This is a genomic window from Methanosarcina sp. UBA289, assembly GCA_002496565.1.
Classification (GTDB): domain Archaea; phylum Halobacteriota; class Methanosarcinia; order Methanosarcinales; family Methanosarcinaceae; genus Methanosarcina.
The window spans coordinates 196,591-213,414 of the sequence record DAKJ01000004.1; the positions used below are offsets into that span (position 1 = coordinate 196,591).

Here is a 16,824-nt window from a genome sequence, read left to right on the forward strand (position 1 = left end):
ATGTCGCAGTAGTGAAACACAGGTCAGACCCTGAGCTTTTTAAACCATTGTGAGTATAAGCATATGGGGATACTTACGGAAGAAATGGTAAAGATCAATGTTTTTGAAACTGTCGGGGAAAACTGTTGCGTTGCCGCTTGTGATGGACAAAAGGTTTACGATATTATTACGGCTGCTCTCTGCGAAAATAAGAAAGTTGAACTCTCTTTTGCAGAAGCGAGTGAGCTGACGCCTGCCTTTTTGAATTCGGCAATAGGGCAACTTTACGGATGTTTTTCCGCAGAACAAATTGAGAATAGCCTCTTATTCACGGATATCTCCGAGGAAGACGAGATTATCCTTAAGAGGGTTATAGAGCGGGCAAAAACCTATTTTGAGCATGCATACACCTGCAGAAAGGCGCTGAAAGACGTGCTTGGAGGAGAAGAGGATGCGTAAGAGCATTCACCATGCAACCGTTTTTCCAGTTAGACGCCGCCCAAGAATTCGTGCCGGAGGGCACAGGCCCATAAAACCTGTTCCTGTAAAGGTTCATTCCGTAGAGGACTACAATTTTCCCGAAGGCAGAGGCTATTTCTTTGACACCAACATCTGGCTGTACATCTACGGTCCAATTGGCTGGCCTGATCAGCGGTCGGACGCCTATTCCAGAGCCTTAAAAGAAATCAGGAACTCCGACGGCACGATCTATATTAACTGCATGATAATCTCGGAATTCATTAACACCTTCGCCAGAATAGAGTTCAAGCAGCAGACCGAGTTTACGAGGTTTAAGGAATTTCGAAATTCTCTGGCCTTCCGAGCAATTGCCCAGGATATAGCCTACAACGTGAGAAAGATCTTTAAAAGCACCCTTGCCTGCGATCCCGAACTGCAGGCAATAGACCTTCCTGAAATCATGGATATGTTCGAGCAGGGAAAATACGATTTCAATGACCTCCTCTTTGCCCAGATCTGTCGTGCAAAAAATATGGTCTTCGTAACCCATGACAAAGACTTCAGCGAACTCGGAGTCGAGATCCTGACCGCAAATGAGAGGCTGATGGATGTGGGGAGAGAAGGAAGAGAATAACCGATTTTTAGTTTCTTAATTTTCAGGCTTGACTTCAAGGTAGAGTTCAGTTGTTTCTTTTATTCTTCTGTTTAACTCGTCAAGCGTCTCTGCCTGGTTGTGTCATCCCGGAATTTCAGGTACAGAAGCTACGTAAATTCCATCTTCATCCTGCTCAATAACGACAGTGAATTCCCTCATCAGGTTCATCCTCGCATCATTCAGTAATTATTTTCCAATTTCGATTCTCCAGAGATTAAGGATTGGAGTAAGCGATGCGAATTTTGGAATTAAGAAGTGTATTAATAGCAAAATCACCAATTAATATTTGTGCGGTTTACAATTAAACTTGAAGAATCTGATGAGGGAGGCTATACCGCCCAATGCCTTGAAATTCCTGCGGCTATCAGCGAAGGAAATACTAAAGAAGAGGCGCTTGAAAACATTAGGGAAGCTATTCAGCTTGTCCTGGAAGTAACAAGAGAGCAAGCTTAGGTACTGGGAGAAATCGCTACTGTGGAGGTTTCGGTTAGCTAAGTCCTTAACTAGAAAAAAAAGATTTGGCTCTTTTTAAATTTTAACACTATTCTATCTTTAAAAAACAATCAAGCTTTTTATAAATTCGATCCACTCATCTCGTGTAATTTTTACGTCTTTGATTATTTTGTTGATCATTCCTTTTCCGATCTTATCTGTGGGATGCACAGGGACTATTGTGGTTCTTCCGTCTGGATGGCGTAAAAACAAGTGGCTACCTTTTTGCCTTATTTGCTCAAAGCCCATACTTTCAAGTGCTTTTATGACTTTTTTGCTGGGAAGAGGCACTATTTTATCCATTCAAACCTCAACTTTGACCTTCTGTATCCCGACAAAGTCAAGGTGTTCCTTTTCTCCCTCTTCGGCTTCAACTTCAAGGTAGAGTTCAATTGCTTCTTTTATTCTCCTGTTTAATTCGTCAAGCGTTTCTGCCTGGGTGTGGCATCCCGGAAGTTCAGGCACAGAAGCTACGTAAACTCCATCTTCGTCCTGTTCAATAACAACAGTAAATTCTCTCATTGATTGGCCTCGTCTTTCAGATACAAATAGTCATATTCCAATGATTTTATTTATAGCTGTGTTAACTTCCTCTTTTTCTCTTTGCAGGTCTATTTCAGGAAGAAGATTTTATAGGAAAGCTGATTTCAAAGAGATTTTCTGATATATTTCTGTAATAAATATATTTCCGGCGCGTACTGTTCCCTTCTCCCCACTACAATTTTTCCAAAATCATGAAATTCTCAAACCGGACCCCTGAATACAAAATTTTAGATAGCGACCGGGAATAAGTGAGATCTTTTAATAAAAAGCTTCAAGAGGTGGTTATAGAATTTACAGGAGCTCATGCAATCATCAAAAAACAAATTTTTTGTCAAACCATTCTCTTTTGTTATATACGATTTTAAAATATATATTTAACATAGCTTTTTTCTTGAAATATTTGGAAAAAATCAAAGAACTTATTAATTAAATAAGTTATCCTGTAATACATGCTACTTTTCAAAAATTCAGCTAAAACGATGGAAGGCGTTCTCAATAACGCAAAACATGCTACAGATGGAAAACCACATGACGTAAAGCCGGGAGATATAATATTGATTGCTCAAACTAAAAGTACGCTCCCATCTGGGCAAAAACCAATTAGATGGATAATGAATTTTGTATCCTGCGAGGAAGACATAAACAATTTAAGCGATAAAATATGGGAAAAGCACTGGCGATATATAATTAAGGGGGAAAACATAAGACCCGTTGAGCCTTTTGATATAAACGAAGTAAAAGTTACTTCTAAAAACTATGATGCAGTTCAAACTTTTGCTGTAATAGAGCCTGAAGATGAAGATAGGATATTGAATTGGATATCTGAAGCTGTAAGTACTTATGTATCTAATAAAACTGCTATATCTGAAGAATTTAGGGAAGGAAAAACTCTGGATTATGATGAACTGATACAAAAATTAGATATTAAATACAGAAATACTCCAGAATTTAAAGAAACTATTACTGGATTGATTCAAAGACCTTCCTTATTGTCTAACGCGATTAAAGGGAAATATGGCTACAAATGTATGATATGTGGATATCCGGGATTTTTGAAAAAGAACGGTGAGAAATATGCAGAAGTTCACCATATGATCGAATTAAATCAAAAAGCACCGAAAACACTTCAAAGCTGGAATCTATTAGTCATTTGTCCACTGTGTCACAGAAAGTTACACTATGCTGATGTGAAATCTGAATTTTTAGATCCCGGATGGAAAATAATAATTGATGGTCAAGAACATATTATTCAGTGAACTGCTCCAGAACTAATTTATTACGGCATATATCGTTTTCTTATCACCGGAAAACTCATTGAATTCCATTCCCTTGATAAATCCTTCAATGTCATCAATGGCATCAAGGGTATCCTACAAAAATTGAGTGAAATCTCTCTGATCTCTCTTGTAAGCCATAAAGAAATCACTTCATTGAGAACATGTTTTCCAACATTTGGCTTGAGCCCGGTTCTGGTCATTATCTTCTTCCTTATCTTTTCATTGCTGGGTAACTGCATAAGTGGTATACTTTATACCGGCACCAGTTCTTTTAACACGTCATCTTTCATCATCGGGTAGAGAGCCCTTTCTAAAACAACGTCAATTGGAACTCCAAACAAATCCTCAAGATAATACCCGAGTCCTGTAAAATGTAAAAGGGTTGCCCCCTCTTCAAATCTCACCAGGACGTCAATATCGCTTTCTTCTTTTGTAAATATAGAACCTGCTGCATTGCAGTTTGTGCTTTTTTTCTCGCTTTTTTCTCTTTCTTAAAGGCCGGTCACTGCGTGACCGTGAACGCAGCCGGGGTTCTATCTCTAGCTGCTTCTGTTCCGGCGCAAGGTTCAGATTTCAGCTTTAGAGTTATGAAACGCGGCTTTTTTGAGACAATCTCTAATCAATAGCTGATATAGGAAACTATCAACTACTGACATCGGAAACTATCAACTTATAAACACCGATTACAATAATATAATTTAAACGAATTTAATCATCTACCACGCAGCTAGCTATTTTTTGTAGATGCTAAATATTTAAATAACCGGTCAGGTTTTTATGTAGAAGCACGAATATAAGTGGTTTACAGATACCTATATCTAATTCTGTGTTTGAATTATAGTTATGTACTATCAAACTATAATTCTAATGTCCTGACACCCGATATCTTCATCCAAGTTACGGATAACGAGTTATTTATATCAGAAACAGAATTTTAGACTCTGTTTACGTCCTTATTTCAATTCACAATTACATTATTCTACATCAATTAAAAGAGGCTCAAACTTTGGAATTACAGTTCAATCTCAAAGCTTATTTTAAAACAAGTGCAGACCCCACTCCTGCAAAGGATGCTATAGCTGCGCTTTTTGAAGAGGCAAACAATACCCTTCTCACCCGAGGGGCACCTGAAGGGCAGGGAGCAAAGGTCACTGAATGGAAGCTCGGGGAGGATAGGATCGAGCTTGCGCTTGAATCCGGCAGGTATGTCAGGGTACATGATGCGATCTTCAGGCTGAGGAAACAGTTTGCCGAAGCGCTCGGAAAGAAGTATAAGATCGGGATTCGCGGAATCGAGGTTGAATCCTTCAGAATTAAGGTACCGGCTGACCACGAGCTCAGGATGCTGAAAGTACCCTATATCAAAAGTATGGAAAATATCGAAGGCGGGATTCAGCTCGAGCTTGAAGTCGGGGAAGCTGAGATGAAGAATCGGGTGCCGGACAGGATTCTCACGCTCCTTGAAGAGAAGATCGAGGCTGCTCAGTACGGAGCAAAAGCTGAGCACTGGAATCTGCTCTGGCAGAGAGAGCCAATGGAACATCCCTTCAAGGAAGACCCGACCCAGGCTATGATGAAAGAAGGCTGGCTCAAGCGAGGCGCAAGCCGCGGGCAGTGGATCCATGGGCCCCAGTCCACAAGGATCTTCCGGACCTTCGAAAAGATCGTCCTTGAAGAACTTCTCGAACCACTTGGATACAGAGAAATGATTTTCCCGAAGCTGGTTACCTGGGAAGTCTGGATGAAATCCGGGCATGCGAAGGGTGTCTACCCTGAGATATATTATGTATGTCCTCCACAGACAAGGGATCCTGAGTACTGGGAAGAGGTTGCTGATTATTACAAGGTTACCCATGAAGTGCCCACAAAACTGATCAAAGAAAAAATCGCAGAGCCAATCGGAGGCATGTGCTACGCTCAGTGCCCGCCTTTCTGGATGTACGTAACAGGCGAAACTCTTCCAAACGAGGGAATTCCTGTAAAGGTCTTTGATAGGTCCGGAACCTCCCATAGGTATGAGAGCGGTGGAATTCACGGGATTGAAAGGGTCGATGAGTTCCACAGGATCGAAATTGTCTGGATCGGAACAAAGGAAGAGGTATTAAAGTGCGCAGAAGAACTGCATGAGCGCTACATGCATATCTTCAACGACATCCTGGACATCGAGTGGAGAAAAGCAAGAGTCACCCCCTGGTTTATGGCACAGGAAGGACTACTCGGGCTTGCCGAAGAAAACACTGTCGGGACAACTGACTATGAGGCCTGCCTGCCTTACCGCGGTCCGGATGGAGAATGGCTCGAGTTCCAGAACGTAAGCATCAATGGAGACAAGTATCCCAAAGGCTTCAATGTGAAACTCCAATCCGGAGAAGAACTCTGGTCTGGTTGTTCCGGAGTCGGGCTTGAAAGATGGGCTGCGGTCTTCCTTGCTCAGAAAGGACTTGACCCTGCAAACTGGCCTGAGGAATTCAGGAAGAGGGTAGGCGAAATGCCGAAAGGCCTTCGCTTCCTTTAAACTTTTTTAAACTTTTTTCTTTAACTTTTTCCTTAAACTTTTCTTTAAAATTTTCTCTTCATGTTTTTCTTCAAACTTTTTTATTTCTCTTTTTAGCATATAGGCAGAAAGCGTTTCTGACCGATTTGTTTATATACTGATATGATATGTATAGTGAGCCATTAACTAGTTAGATGCCGCTAATTTCTGAGAACTTCTGGCGATTTTCCGGATCATATTTTTAATTATCAGGAGCCTGTAGCTGCCGGAATATAGGGGACGGGTCCAGGTTCGGAAGCCTATGAAAGCTTGGAAATTTCACCTTGAAAGGGAAACGCTAGTGCTAAAAGCACCACAAACTGCGCCGAACAGCGCAAAATCTTTGCAAAAGCGCTGAAGGTCATTCATGCTCATTGATTAAGGAGAAAGCTCATCCGAGCATCCGGAATAAGAAACTCAAAGGCTTGAGGGCCGCAGGTAAACCAGCAGCATAGGAAATGCAACAAAAATACTAAAAACAATACAAAATTATAAAAATGAAAGTTACTTCGGAGGAATCACTTGGCAAGAAAGAAAGTACAGAGAAAGCTTGACGGATGGAAATCCAAGGAATGGTATAATATTGAAGCCCCTGCTTACTTAAACAGAGCTATCGTCGGTAACACTATGGCAGGAGATCCTTCCCTGCTCGTAGGGCGCAATATTGAAACCACTGTTGGGGAACTTACCAACGATATGACCAAGAACAACACAAAGGTCATTCTCAGGATTAATAATGTCGTCGGAGAAATCGCAACCACTGACCTCATGGGCCACGAACTTACAACTGACTATATTCGCTCAATCGTGAAGAGGCAGACATCCAGAATCGATGCTAATATCGATGTTAAAACCAAAGACGGCTATATCATCCGTGTAAAGCCCACCTGCTTCACTATCAAAAGGGCTCGCTCAAGCCAGATCAAAGCCATCAGAGAAATGATGGTTGATATTGTCACAAGGCGCGCATCTGAATCCGATTTCGAGACCTTTATGCAGGAAGCAATCCTTGGCAGGCTCTCAGCAGCTATTTACAGACAGGCCAAGTTCATCTACCCGCTTCGCAGAGTCGAAATCCGGAAGACCCAGGTTGAAACCGTGCCAACACCTGCAGCAGCTCCTGCAGCAGCATAATTTCTTCCCGGTTTAATTCCAAGAGGCAGGAGAAAATCCGAAAGGATTTTCTTATCTCTTTTCTGAGTCCTATTTAGTATACGAATTTCGTGTTCTTCTTTACCGTTCTAATTGTATTTCTAAGTCTCTTTTCGACTCTTTTATGTTCTATTTTATACAGGCGGAGCAAGAAGATTGTCGTCCTTACTTACTCTTTTTCAGACCTGCAGCTGATAATTTTGAAGTTTTTTCTGCCCGTGGGGTTGCTGCTAAGTTTGTTGCCGGGCTTGCTGTTGAACTTGTTGCGGGGCGGTTTACAGAAGACTTTTCCCTGATTCTAGTTTCGGCTCCTTTGCCTGGCTTTTTCCAATATTTTCTGCCTTCCGGGCAGCGCCGGTTTACACAGAATTCTTCTTCTGGGCTTTCGCCTTCTTCTTTTAACCTGAACAGCTTCCAGCCGCAGGTTTCACAGGTTTTATCAAGCATAGTCAATTTTCCGGTTTTTGGGACTGAATGGGTGTACCCACAGCGTTTTGTACAGCCCAGAAATCGAGTGTCTTTAAAGGTGATCAGGAACATACTTCCGTCACATTCCGGACAGGGACCGACCGTTTCTGGGGGATAACATTCTTTTTCAAGGTCGCAGGTAAAGCAGGGTCCTATGCCTACAGCCCAGTTATACTTATTTCCTACTTTCAGGACAGCTGCTGCTTCCTTTTTACATTCTTTGCTCCTGAGTACGGTTAGAGCTCCGGTTTTTGGCAAAGGATATGCATTTCGGCAGTCGGGATAGCCTGTACAGCCCACAAAGCGGCCGGAATCCGTTTGTACAATCCTGAGCACGTGTCCGCAGGCCTTACAGGTTCCAATGTAATTTTTTTTGTCTTCAAGGGCAGCTTCGTCCTTTATCGTACCTGATATGCTTGAAGTTAGTTCCTTTTTATTTGCTTCAAGCTGGGCATACATTTCCCGAATTAGAGTTGTACCCTCATCAAGGGCGGCTTCAAACTCCTTTTTTCCATCTTCTACTTCCTGGATCAGAGCTTCGATCTTTGCTCTTATTTCCGGCCTTACAAGAATCGGGACGGTCAGAGAGAGCCCTTCCATAAGCGTAAAACCTGTATCTAGAATAGAGATAGTTTTTCCCTTTGTCTCAAGATACCCTCGCTTCTTATTTGTTTCAATATGGGTAGGAGCCGTTGCCTTTGTCCCGATCCCGTTTTTGTCCATAAGGGTCAAAAGTTCTGCTTCGGTCAGTTTCTTTGGGGGGCTGGTTTTGGACTTTGTATTGCTGAGCTTTTTTATGCCCACTTTCTGGCCTTCTTCTACAAACGGGAGAAGCTTATCCTTTTTATTTTCAAAGGGATAGGCTTCGAGCCAGCCTGAATCCTTAAGCACGGTTCCGGATGAGTCAAAAGGTTCCTCCTGCACAAGCAGGTGAAGGTGGGTTTTTTCGAAAATTGCTGCTGGCATAAGACTTGCTAGGAAGTGCCTTGCTATAAGGTCGTAGACTTCAGGGGCCTGAGGGATATTTACTGCAGAGCTTACCTCTCCTCTTGAAGCCGCCCTGATTGGGTGGATAGGAGGGTGATCGTGCGCATCTTTCTCCCCGTTTTTCGGGACAATTGGGGCTATAAGGATAGACTCTGCAAAAGGCTTGTACTCCTTCTGTCGTGCAAAATCAAAGAGAAGGGACTTGAAATCAAAGTCCTCAGCGTACTTGTTTGTCTCGGTCCTGGGGTAGCTGGTAAACCCTGCAAGGTAAAGCTGTTCTGCAACCTCAAGGGCAAGTTCCGGGCTTATTCCAAGGAACTTGGAAGCCCTTTTCAGGAATTCGGTAGTATTTAACGGATTAGGAGGGCTGGTTTTTGCTTCTTTTACTGTCTTTTTCGCAACTAATCCTTCCTTTGCTCCTTTCAGCCTCTTGAAGATCTCAGCGGCTTTTTCTTTATCATGAATATTTCCTGCTCTGTGAGTCCCTTCGAATTCTCCACCTTCTTTTTCTCCTTCTTTTCCGTTTTCTGCCGAGAAAATTGCCGTTATTTTCCAGAAGTCCTTTGCCTGAAAAGCCCGGATTGCCTTTTCTCTTTCATATACAAACCCACAGGTGGGCGTCTGGCAGGGACCGATAGAAAGGATGTCCTTTGTCCTTGCTCTTTCCCTTACCGAAAGCGTGACAAAACGGGTGAACGCGGCTCCCATTTTAAGATCCAGAATCTGTCTGGCTTCTGCAGCCATTGCCATATTATAGTCCGGGTTTATCAGGCTCTCAAAAGCTTTCCTTACCTCGTTTGGGGAAAGGGACGAGAAACGTGCCCTTGAAATCGGCACATTTGTTACTTCTTCTGCAAGTGTTTTGGCTTCAAATCCTATATTTTCTCCTTCTCGGTCATAGTCGCAGGCAAGAACGATCTTGTTTGCTCTTTTTGCCAGGTTTTTTACTGCAGCAGCGTAGTCAGCTCGCGTTACCAGTTTTTCAGGGTCGATTTCAAGGAGTATACCCGGGTTAACCTCGTTCCATTTGTTATACTGCTTCGGAAAATCATAATTCATAATATGTCCGGAAAGTCCCATTACCAGCCACTCTTCACCTTTCCACTTAAATTCGTATGCAGGCAGCCCTTCAACTGTTATCTTCTCAACTTCTCCCTCACCCAGGATGCTGGCAATCTGGGCGGCTGCCTTATTCTTTTCTGCAAATGCGACAACTGTCATATAAAATACCTTGATTCTGTTTTGAGATAATATTGGATTTAAAATAGTACAAATAAAGAAATATATAAAGGGATATATAAAGAAATGAATAATGATATGCGTAAGAAAATGAACAGGAAAGCTTTCCCTTATGTCTCTTTTTCTCGTCTTGTCACTACATATCGGTTTAGGTTTAACTATACCTGTTGAGTTCAATTATACTGGTAATCTGTAAAAGCCTTTTACTTTAAAAACAGTTTCCGTAGTTTTCGCTTTGTAATTTCTTAATACATGTACTAAATAATATGCATACATTATTTATATATTTGCCTACTTATAGATATTAATTGACTTCCCAAAATTGACTTCTCAAACGTGAAAAGATATATATCAGTTCACTGTTTGTTCTTGTCTGCAAGACAAATTTTGGATGTATCTTTATACTCAACTATTCGGTCAACCTTATTACGTGACGCTTAGTTGCAGTTAATAATGTTGATATTATTAGTGTTGATGTTATTATTGATGTGCTTTATCCAGTACCGTTGATCAATATCAGTATCTTTTAATTACTATCTTATTATAATTATCTCATTCACCTCAATCTGGAGTAAAAATGACACTGATGGAAGATGCGAAGAAGGGAATCATCACCCCTTCTATAGAAACTGTGGCAAAAGCTGAAGGAATAGACCCTGAAATTGTCCGATCCTGCGTGGCAAAGGGGCTGATAGCGATCCCAGTAAATGATAGGCGAGAGACCCTTCCTATTGGCATTGGCAAATATATGAGCACAAAGATCAATGCCAATGTCGGAACTTCAAGGGACTGTATAGATATCGATGCCGAAATCGAAAAAGCAAAAGCTGCGGAAGCTTTTGGTGCTCATGCTGTAATGGATCTTTCTACAGGTGGGGATCTGGATGAAATTCGTACTCGCATCCTGAAATCCGTTAACATTCCAGTCGGGACGGTTCCAATCTACCAGGCTGCAGCTTCTAGGAAAATTGTTGTGGAGATGACTTCGGATGACATGTTCAACACCGTCCGAAAACATGCCAAGCAGGGTGTGGACTTTGTTACCGTGCATGCCGGAGTCAATTTAAATTCCCTTGAGCGCCTGCGACAGAGCGACAGGATAATGAATGTTGTGAGTCGCGGGGGCTCTTTTACTCTTGCCTGGATGCTGCACAACGGTGAAGATAATCCCTTTTATGCCGAGTATGATTATCTTCTTGAGATCGCAAAAGAATATGATATGACTCTGAGCCTTGGGGACGGTATGCGTCCTGGCTGCATTGCCGATGCTTCCGACCGCCCGAAGTTCATGGAGTTCATCACACTAGGAGAACTCGTAAAACGAGCAAGGGCTGCCAATGTCCAGACTTTTGTAGAAGGGCCGGGCCATGTACCCCTAAACGAAATTGAATTGAGCGTCAGGGGCATGAAAGAGCTTTGTAACGATGCTCCTCTCTATCTTCTGGGCCCGCTCGTAACTGATATTGCGCCAGGCTTCGATCACATTACAGGCGCGATCGGAGGAGCAGTTGCAGGGATGTACGGTACGGACTTCCTCTGTATGGTAACCCCCTCGGAGCATCTTGCCCTCCCAACCCTTGAGGATATAAAAGAAGGCCTGCTCGTAACAAAAGTTGCAGCCCACACAATTGACCTTATTAAGGAAGGCCCAAGAGAACATGCCTGGGAAAAAGACCTTGCTATGGCCTATGCCCGCAGGGACCTTGACTGGGAAAAACAGTTTGAACTGGCAATCGATGGCAACAGGGCCCGCAAAATCCGGGATGCTCGAAGAACTGAAAGCGATACCTGCTCTATGTGCGGGGATCTCTGTGCCTTGAAAATCGTAAAGGAAGCTTTTGAGGAAAGAAAGAAGGAAAAATGAGGTTCTTTCAATTTTTATTTCAGTTGAATACCCCACTAGCTTGCTATGTGGATGGAAAACTTCCCCGGTAACCGTTGATGATAATATGATTTCTCAATTCCATTTTCGGTTATTAACGAGCATCCCAAAACCAATTTTATTCTCAAATCATTAATTTTTAAATTTTTTTACGAGTTGTTTTTCGTGATCTGAAACTTGATTGATTATTCGGAATACAGGATTCAGAGAAGTAATTTTGAGTTTTGGGATCAGCTCAACTTCTACTCAAACCAAATTATTTAGGGTTATTATTTCCTTTAACGGAATTTGGAGTGGTGGCGCGAACATACCCTGTTGCTTGCAGCGGGATGCGCCAACTCAACTTTGATTCTATATCCCTATCCTTGATCTGCTTGAAACAGAAAATACAAACTTGAAAATACAATTATTGGTCACAAATATTTAGCACAGGTTAGGATAAGATTTCTTTTTGAAATACCTTCAAATAAAAAAGGCAAGGGAAAATTAATTGAATTGGCTTGCAGGGATCTGGAGTTTTTGCAAGAACAACTGAATGATTAGTTTTAATTTTCCTATGCGGAACCTGTGCAAAATTTTATAATCATTTAAAATAATTTTAAAAGCATGTCAACAATAAGCTCTAGTGTCGTAACATTTTTTGGAATCCCTGTAGTCGATATTATATTTTTTATTATTTTTATATGTGTTTTATATCTAATTTATAAAAAGTTTGGAAAATAATATGTCCCCTACATTAATATTAAAGAGTTTCACCGAATTAGGAATTCCTGAAATATACACAATGATTTTTATTATCATCATCTTATACCTACTTCTTAAAAATTTAGAAAATAGAAAGTAAATCGGCACATACATAGGAAGATATCTTTTAAAGACTCTAATTAAAATCACACTAAATTCACTTGGATTTAAGCTCTAATAGATTGATCTTTTTTAATTTCAAATAGTAAATGGATTCCGTTCTTTTTAAGATTTCTTCTATTTTTGAGACATTGTATTATTTATTTTGCTGTTAATGGCGTACTTGCTCCAAGGATACCTAATAAAGTAAAAGTTGAAATTCCTTCATAACAAGCGTAGAAACTATACCAGCAGCAACTCCAGTTATACCTATAGCTAAATTGTTTCTAAGTTCTCTTTTCACTTCAGTCCATTCATGTTCATGCATAGTAATTTCATCATTTATCTCAGTAGAGATTTCCTTTATTTTGTATGGAAAATTTGAGTCATTAAGCGCTAGCAATTTCAGGTATGTGTAACCTAGCAGAACGTTTGAAATTAATCTGTTTAATGTATCCATCACCCGGCTTATATTCTGGTATGCATTAGAGTGCATACTCTCATATGATACATGGAAAGCAGGTTCGACGTTTAAGCGAATAAACCTCTACCGTGTGGTGCGGGTGATATCTCAGCTTCGCTTTTCGAAGTCCACTGATGCCGAGATCGCTTTCCCGGTTGATATATTCAACCTCGTTGGCAAGAAGCGCTGCAGTTTCCGCATTGATTACCTTATAAATTCCTTCATATTCCGGCAGTCCTTTCTCAAAATGGATTAACGCTGTATTAGCGTTGAGGCGCTCAAAAAGAGAGATAGCACCTATCTGTGAACCTACCCTTATCAAAAGGCCTCTAAGGGGCAGTTCGGTTAAGTGTTCGATTGCATAGGAGACAGCTTCTATTTCGTGGGTAAGGGTGAAATTCTCCTCGCACTTTTTGCTCTCACACCATTTTACTAGGAACTCCACTATCTCTTTCCGGTTTTCGGGAGTTATCGGCTCGATAGAGTGCCAGTATTTCTTTCGAAATTTGTTTATCTGGCTGCGGATCTTGAGATATTTCTTTCCCGGAAGCTCAGCAAGGTCGAGGGCCCGGTACACATACTCAAAATGATTTAGATCTGGAACCAGCAAAAGATCAGGATCGACTTTTTTCATCCACTTTGCAGTTTCAGGATCGATAAGTATAAGGGGCTTATTATCGTCGCCGATTTCCAGAGCCAGCCGTATTACTTCACGCATGAGCGCAGGATCACGAGGGCCTATAGGCGGGTGTAAGCGTGTCACTCCTCCGGCGGTGCACGAAAGAATCAAGTTTTCATTCACATATGCATACCGGTAATGCATAAAGTGGTTCCAGCAGACCATGCTTGTGAAAGTATTGTCGCCGTGGGTTTGTGGGTAGAGTGCGTAATGGCGCTCGAAAAAAGCCCGATCTGCGAGCGTGACAGGTTTGAAATCTGTTTGACCAAGCATTTTAAACAAGACTTTTTTGGCTTCATACTTATTTTTATTGGCAATTTTAGGCTAACAAAAATTACATGCATTGAGCTAAATCAAATAAATTCAGTTTTATCAAACTTATTGAGGTTATCTAAATCTATCGATTCGATAAATAAATGGAAAAACGTAAGAGAACGAAATAAAATTCGCAAAGTATGGAGTAAAATCCTAGTTCTGAGAAAAAGTAATTGAAAAAGTAATGTTTCCTCACTGCATAAAGCTTGTAAAAGAAACTGCGGAAGAATAGAATGGGCAGTCCTTGACTGAAACCCTGCAAGGGAATTCTATGAACATCTTGGAGGAGGCCCTGTAGATGGTGGTATGTCTACTGCATAAACGATGAAAAATTATAAAGTTACTTAAAAAATGAACTTGGGGAAAAATTCTCTGCAAGAATAATGACTGTTTTGGACCAAGTTTTTCACGTAACATCTAAGTTTTCGCGTTAAATCTAAATTTTTACGTTACATCTTCCTGCTGAACAAAAGAATGGTGTTCAAGACGTTCAATTCTCTTTTCAAGGTTCTCAATTTGCTGAATCAGTTCTTCTGAGACTTCTCCACCCTCACCCTGCCCAGCGCCTGGTCCTTTTCCTCCAGCTTTTTCGGCAAGTTTTTCGGCCAGCTGCATAAATTTGTCCAGTCTCATAACCGGAAACGTTTCAAACCTGCACAGCCCTATGAAAGGAAACACAGATGATGCATACGTTTTTTCGTCGTCAGTTTCATAAATTATAAATGTGCGGTAGCCGGTAAGGTCAGTCCATTCGTCGATTACTTTTATGCCTTTTGGGTATTCATAATTCGCATAGAATTTTGCGACTTTCAAGGAGTCTTTTGGCTCCCAGGTTATTATATCCATCAGTAACATTTCCTAATACCCCCAAACTCAAAATTCGATCCTAATTCAGTTAAATCGAAATTCTGTTACATCTAACTTGAATCGGCTTCAAAGATATATTTGGTAAAGTTAGTATTGTTTCTCTTCAAACTGGCATATACTTTTAGGAACAAATGTTACGTAAAACAGGTTCTAAAAAGGGGATTCACCTCTATTTTTTTCGGCTGAGATAATATTTAAGTTGCGTCTAGTTAAAATTTGAAAAGTTTTACAATTTTCTATCTGAGTAGGGAGTAAATTGTGTTTAAAAAGCAGAACTTTAAAAGTCACACCCGTTTTCTGGCTAAAAACTTATTTCCTTAATATCTGAACATAATGTTCCATGTATACATTTTTGGGTACTGATCTCATTGCGATATACAAAAGAATAGGAATAATTACCAGGTCATCAAGATGTCCAATTACAGGTATGAAATCCGGTATTAAGTCGATTGGTGATAATGCATAGCCTATAGCGATCCATAATAGTATTCTTGCAGTTTTTGGGGTTCGAGGATCTGCATATATAAGTTTACATAGCTCTATGTACTTTTTTGCATTATCCTTTATTTCTTTCAGTTTCCACATAACTACCATAGATACAAAATTGATTGTTTATAAATAATTATCTGTATTATTAAAAATATATATTCAGTGAACTGTGGAAACAATAGCCTAATTTTCTAATATAGTTTGATGTAATTGAAGTTCCCGGTCAGCGCTGTGAATTTGCTGTGAACCTGCTATAAATTTGAAGCCAAGTTTTGTACCTATGTACATCCTGGTTCTTTCGATGTGGAAATTTAATTTTATTCCTTATTTATATTTCTATTAATATTATAATATATGGATAATAACAGTTACGTTGCGTATGTTTGAAATTGACTTTGTTAGCAAGTTCTAATGGATGAAACGGTGAGAAAATTTACTTTTGTTAGTATCTCATCAAAAACAAACTGGAACTATTTATTGTTAAAATAAATGTGTTTGCTAACATTGGGTAGATTGAAAAACCAACATCTGTAACATTGATATGTAAAATTGATACGTAAAATTGGTGTAGTTGAAACAGATTGGGGGAATGAATAATGGGTATAAAAAAGACATTGGCTATTTTGCTGGTAGTCTGTTTTATAGTGTCAGTGACAGTTGCGGCGGTAAGCGCAAACCAGCAAGAATATAACAAAGGCTATAAAGACGGCTGCAGAGATGGCTATAAAGATGGATTTAGAGAGGGCAAAGCTGACAGCAAGAAGCCCTACAGTGCATTTATGAAGAGAGAAGCCCGGATAAGTGATTATGCCAAAGGCTATGAAAGAGGTTATAGTGATTGCTTCCCAAGAGGTTATCAAGCAGGCCTGAAAGCTGGGTCGGGAGGCGGAAAACAGAAAGAATATGACAGAGGCTACAAAGACGGTTGCAGAGATGGCTATAAAGACGGGTTTAGAGAGGGTAAAGCTGACAGCAAGAAGCCCTACAGTGCATTTATAAAGAGAGAAGCCCGGATAAGTGATTATGCCAAAGGCTATGAAAGAGGTTATAGTGACTGCTTCCCAAGAGGTTATCAAGCAGGCCTGAACATTAGAAGATAAAGCGACTTCTTTTTATTTTTTAAACTTTTTATCATTTCGGGAGTGGGTGGTGCATGAGTAGCTAGTTGATATTTTGTCTTTGAGTATTTTTGCTTAGCTGTACCTATTTTCTAAGCTTACCTGTGTACAGGAAATTGAGTGTACATAAAGCAAAAAATGAGAGCTGAATGCTAATGTGTGAATACTCTGGAAAATACCAACTGATTATTAGTGGACCGCCGACTCATCCCAAAATCAAGTTTATTCTCATTGAGTAAGATTTTCAGGAGCATTTTTCAAGATTAAAAACTTGATTACATGCTCCAAATTCTAAATCCAAAAAACGATTTTGAGTTTTGGGATAAGCTCTATGAAAAAATCTTTAAAAAGATTAACTTTCAGAAAAAAAGAGATCTGAAAAAG

At 40.5% G+C, this 16,824-nt stretch carries 16 protein-coding genes; 8 read left to right on the forward strand and 8 right to left on the reverse strand.

Annotation, left to right across the window (positions count from 1 at the left end):
- Positions 1 to 63: 63 nt before the first annotated feature.
- The 3 genes from BP549_RS01360 to BP549_RS01370 all read left to right on the forward strand — a co-directional run bounded on the left by BP549_RS01360 (position 64) and on the right by BP549_RS01370 (position 1,546).
- Positions 64 to 438, forward strand: a complete 375-nt coding sequence (locus tag BP549_RS01360) for an STAS-like domain-containing protein (protein WP_292375610.1) — start codon at positions 64 to 66, stop codon at positions 436 to 438.
- Entirely contained in the window at positions 431 to 1,072 is a 642-nt protein-coding gene (locus BP549_RS01365; protein WP_292377529.1) for a type II toxin-antitoxin system VapC family toxin, read from the forward strand. The genes BP549_RS01360 and BP549_RS01365 overlap by 8 nt, the downstream gene beginning before the upstream one ends.
- 309 nt (positions 1,073 to 1,381) lie before the next feature.
- Positions 1,382 to 1,546, forward strand: a complete 165-nt coding sequence (locus tag BP549_RS01370) for a type II toxin-antitoxin system HicB family antitoxin (protein WP_292377530.1) — start codon at positions 1,382 to 1,384, stop codon at positions 1,544 to 1,546.
- Positions 1,547 to 1,645: 99 nt separating this feature from the next.
- Here BP549_RS01370 and BP549_RS01375 read toward each other — a convergent pair whose 3' ends face one another.
- Both BP549_RS01375 and BP549_RS01380 read right to left on the reverse strand, forming a co-directional pair.
- Positions 1,646 to 1,888, reverse strand: a complete 243-nt coding sequence (locus tag BP549_RS01375; RefSeq protein WP_292377531.1) for a type II toxin-antitoxin system HicA family toxin — start codon at positions 1,886 to 1,888, stop codon at positions 1,646 to 1,648.
- Positions 1,889 to 2,107, reverse strand: coding sequence for a type II toxin-antitoxin system HicB family antitoxin (locus BP549_RS01380; protein WP_292375603.1), 219 nt, complete (start codon positions 2,105 to 2,107; stop codon positions 1,889 to 1,891). It lies immediately after the preceding gene.
- Positions 2,108 to 2,577: 470 nt separating this feature from the next.
- Between BP549_RS01380 and BP549_RS01385 the strand changes: the two genes are divergently transcribed.
- On the forward strand, positions 2,578 to 3,384 hold the full coding sequence (locus tag BP549_RS01385; protein WP_292377532.1) for an HNH endonuclease: 807 nt from the start codon (positions 2,578 to 2,580) through the stop codon (positions 3,382 to 3,384).
- A 272-nt stretch (positions 3,385 to 3,656) separates the two neighbouring features.
- On the opposite strand, the gene BP549_RS01390 is transcribed toward BP549_RS01385, so the two are convergent.
- Entirely contained in the window at positions 3,657 to 3,845 is a 189-nt protein-coding gene (locus tag BP549_RS01390; protein ID WP_292377563.1) for a nucleotidyltransferase family protein, read from the reverse strand.
- 566 nt (positions 3,846 to 4,411) lie between these two features.
- On the opposite strand from BP549_RS01390, the gene BP549_RS01395 reads away from it, so the two are divergent.
- Both BP549_RS01395 and BP549_RS01400 read left to right on the forward strand, forming a co-directional pair.
- Positions 4,412 to 5,920 carry a serine--tRNA ligase gene (locus BP549_RS01395; RefSeq protein WP_292377533.1) on the forward strand — a complete coding sequence of 503 codons (1,509 nt, stop codon included), beginning with the start codon at positions 4,412 to 4,414 and terminating at the stop codon, positions 5,918 to 5,920.
- 540 nt (positions 5,921 to 6,460) lie between these two features.
- Positions 6,461 to 7,072, forward strand: coding sequence for a 30S ribosomal protein S3ae (locus BP549_RS01400; RefSeq protein ID WP_292375597.1), 612 nt, complete (start codon positions 6,461 to 6,463; stop codon positions 7,070 to 7,072).
- A gap of 183 nt (positions 7,073 to 7,255) precedes the next feature.
- Here BP549_RS01400 and BP549_RS01405 read toward each other — a convergent pair whose 3' ends face one another.
- Positions 7,256 to 9,766, reverse strand: a complete 2,511-nt coding sequence (locus BP549_RS01405) for a DNA topoisomerase (protein WP_292377534.1) — start codon at positions 9,764 to 9,766, stop codon at positions 7,256 to 7,258.
- A 595-nt stretch (positions 9,767 to 10,361) separates the two neighbouring features.
- Between BP549_RS01405 and thiC the strand changes: the two genes are divergently transcribed.
- Positions 10,362 to 11,648: a phosphomethylpyrimidine synthase gene (gene thiC, locus BP549_RS01410; RefSeq protein WP_292377535.1), complete on the forward strand. Its 1,287-nt coding sequence runs from the start codon at positions 10,362 to 10,364 to the stop codon at positions 11,646 to 11,648.
- A 1,060-nt stretch (positions 11,649 to 12,708) separates the two neighbouring features.
- On the opposite strand, the gene BP549_RS01415 is transcribed toward thiC, so the two are convergent.
- From BP549_RS01415 to BP549_RS01430, 4 genes are all read right to left on the reverse strand, one after another.
- The gene (locus BP549_RS01415; protein WP_292377536.1) at positions 12,709 to 12,969 is read right to left on the reverse strand and encodes a hypothetical protein; all 261 of its coding nucleotides are present in this window, start codon (positions 12,967 to 12,969) and stop codon (positions 12,709 to 12,711) included.
- Positions 12,970 to 13,009: 40 nt separating this feature from the next.
- Positions 13,010 to 13,924 carry a DUF2156 domain-containing protein gene (locus tag BP549_RS01420; protein WP_292377537.1) on the reverse strand — a complete coding sequence of 305 codons (915 nt, stop codon included), beginning with the start codon at positions 13,922 to 13,924 and terminating at the stop codon, positions 13,010 to 13,012.
- A gap of 486 nt (positions 13,925 to 14,410) precedes the next feature.
- Entirely contained in the window at positions 14,411 to 14,821 is a 411-nt protein-coding gene (locus BP549_RS01425) for a DUF3303 domain-containing protein (protein WP_292375590.1), read from the reverse strand.
- Between the two features lie 321 nt (positions 14,822 to 15,142).
- On the reverse strand, positions 15,143 to 15,427 hold the full coding sequence (locus BP549_RS01430; protein ID WP_292375588.1) for a YkvA family protein: 285 nt from the start codon (positions 15,425 to 15,427) through the stop codon (positions 15,143 to 15,145).
- Positions 15,428 to 15,918: 491 nt separating this feature from the next.
- Here BP549_RS01430 and BP549_RS01435 point away from each other — a divergent pair, with 491 nt between their 5' ends.
- Entirely contained in the window at positions 15,919 to 16,422 is a 504-nt protein-coding gene (locus tag BP549_RS01435) for a hypothetical protein (protein ID WP_292377538.1), read from the forward strand.
- The last annotated feature ends 402 nt before the right edge of the window (positions 16,423 to 16,824 follow it).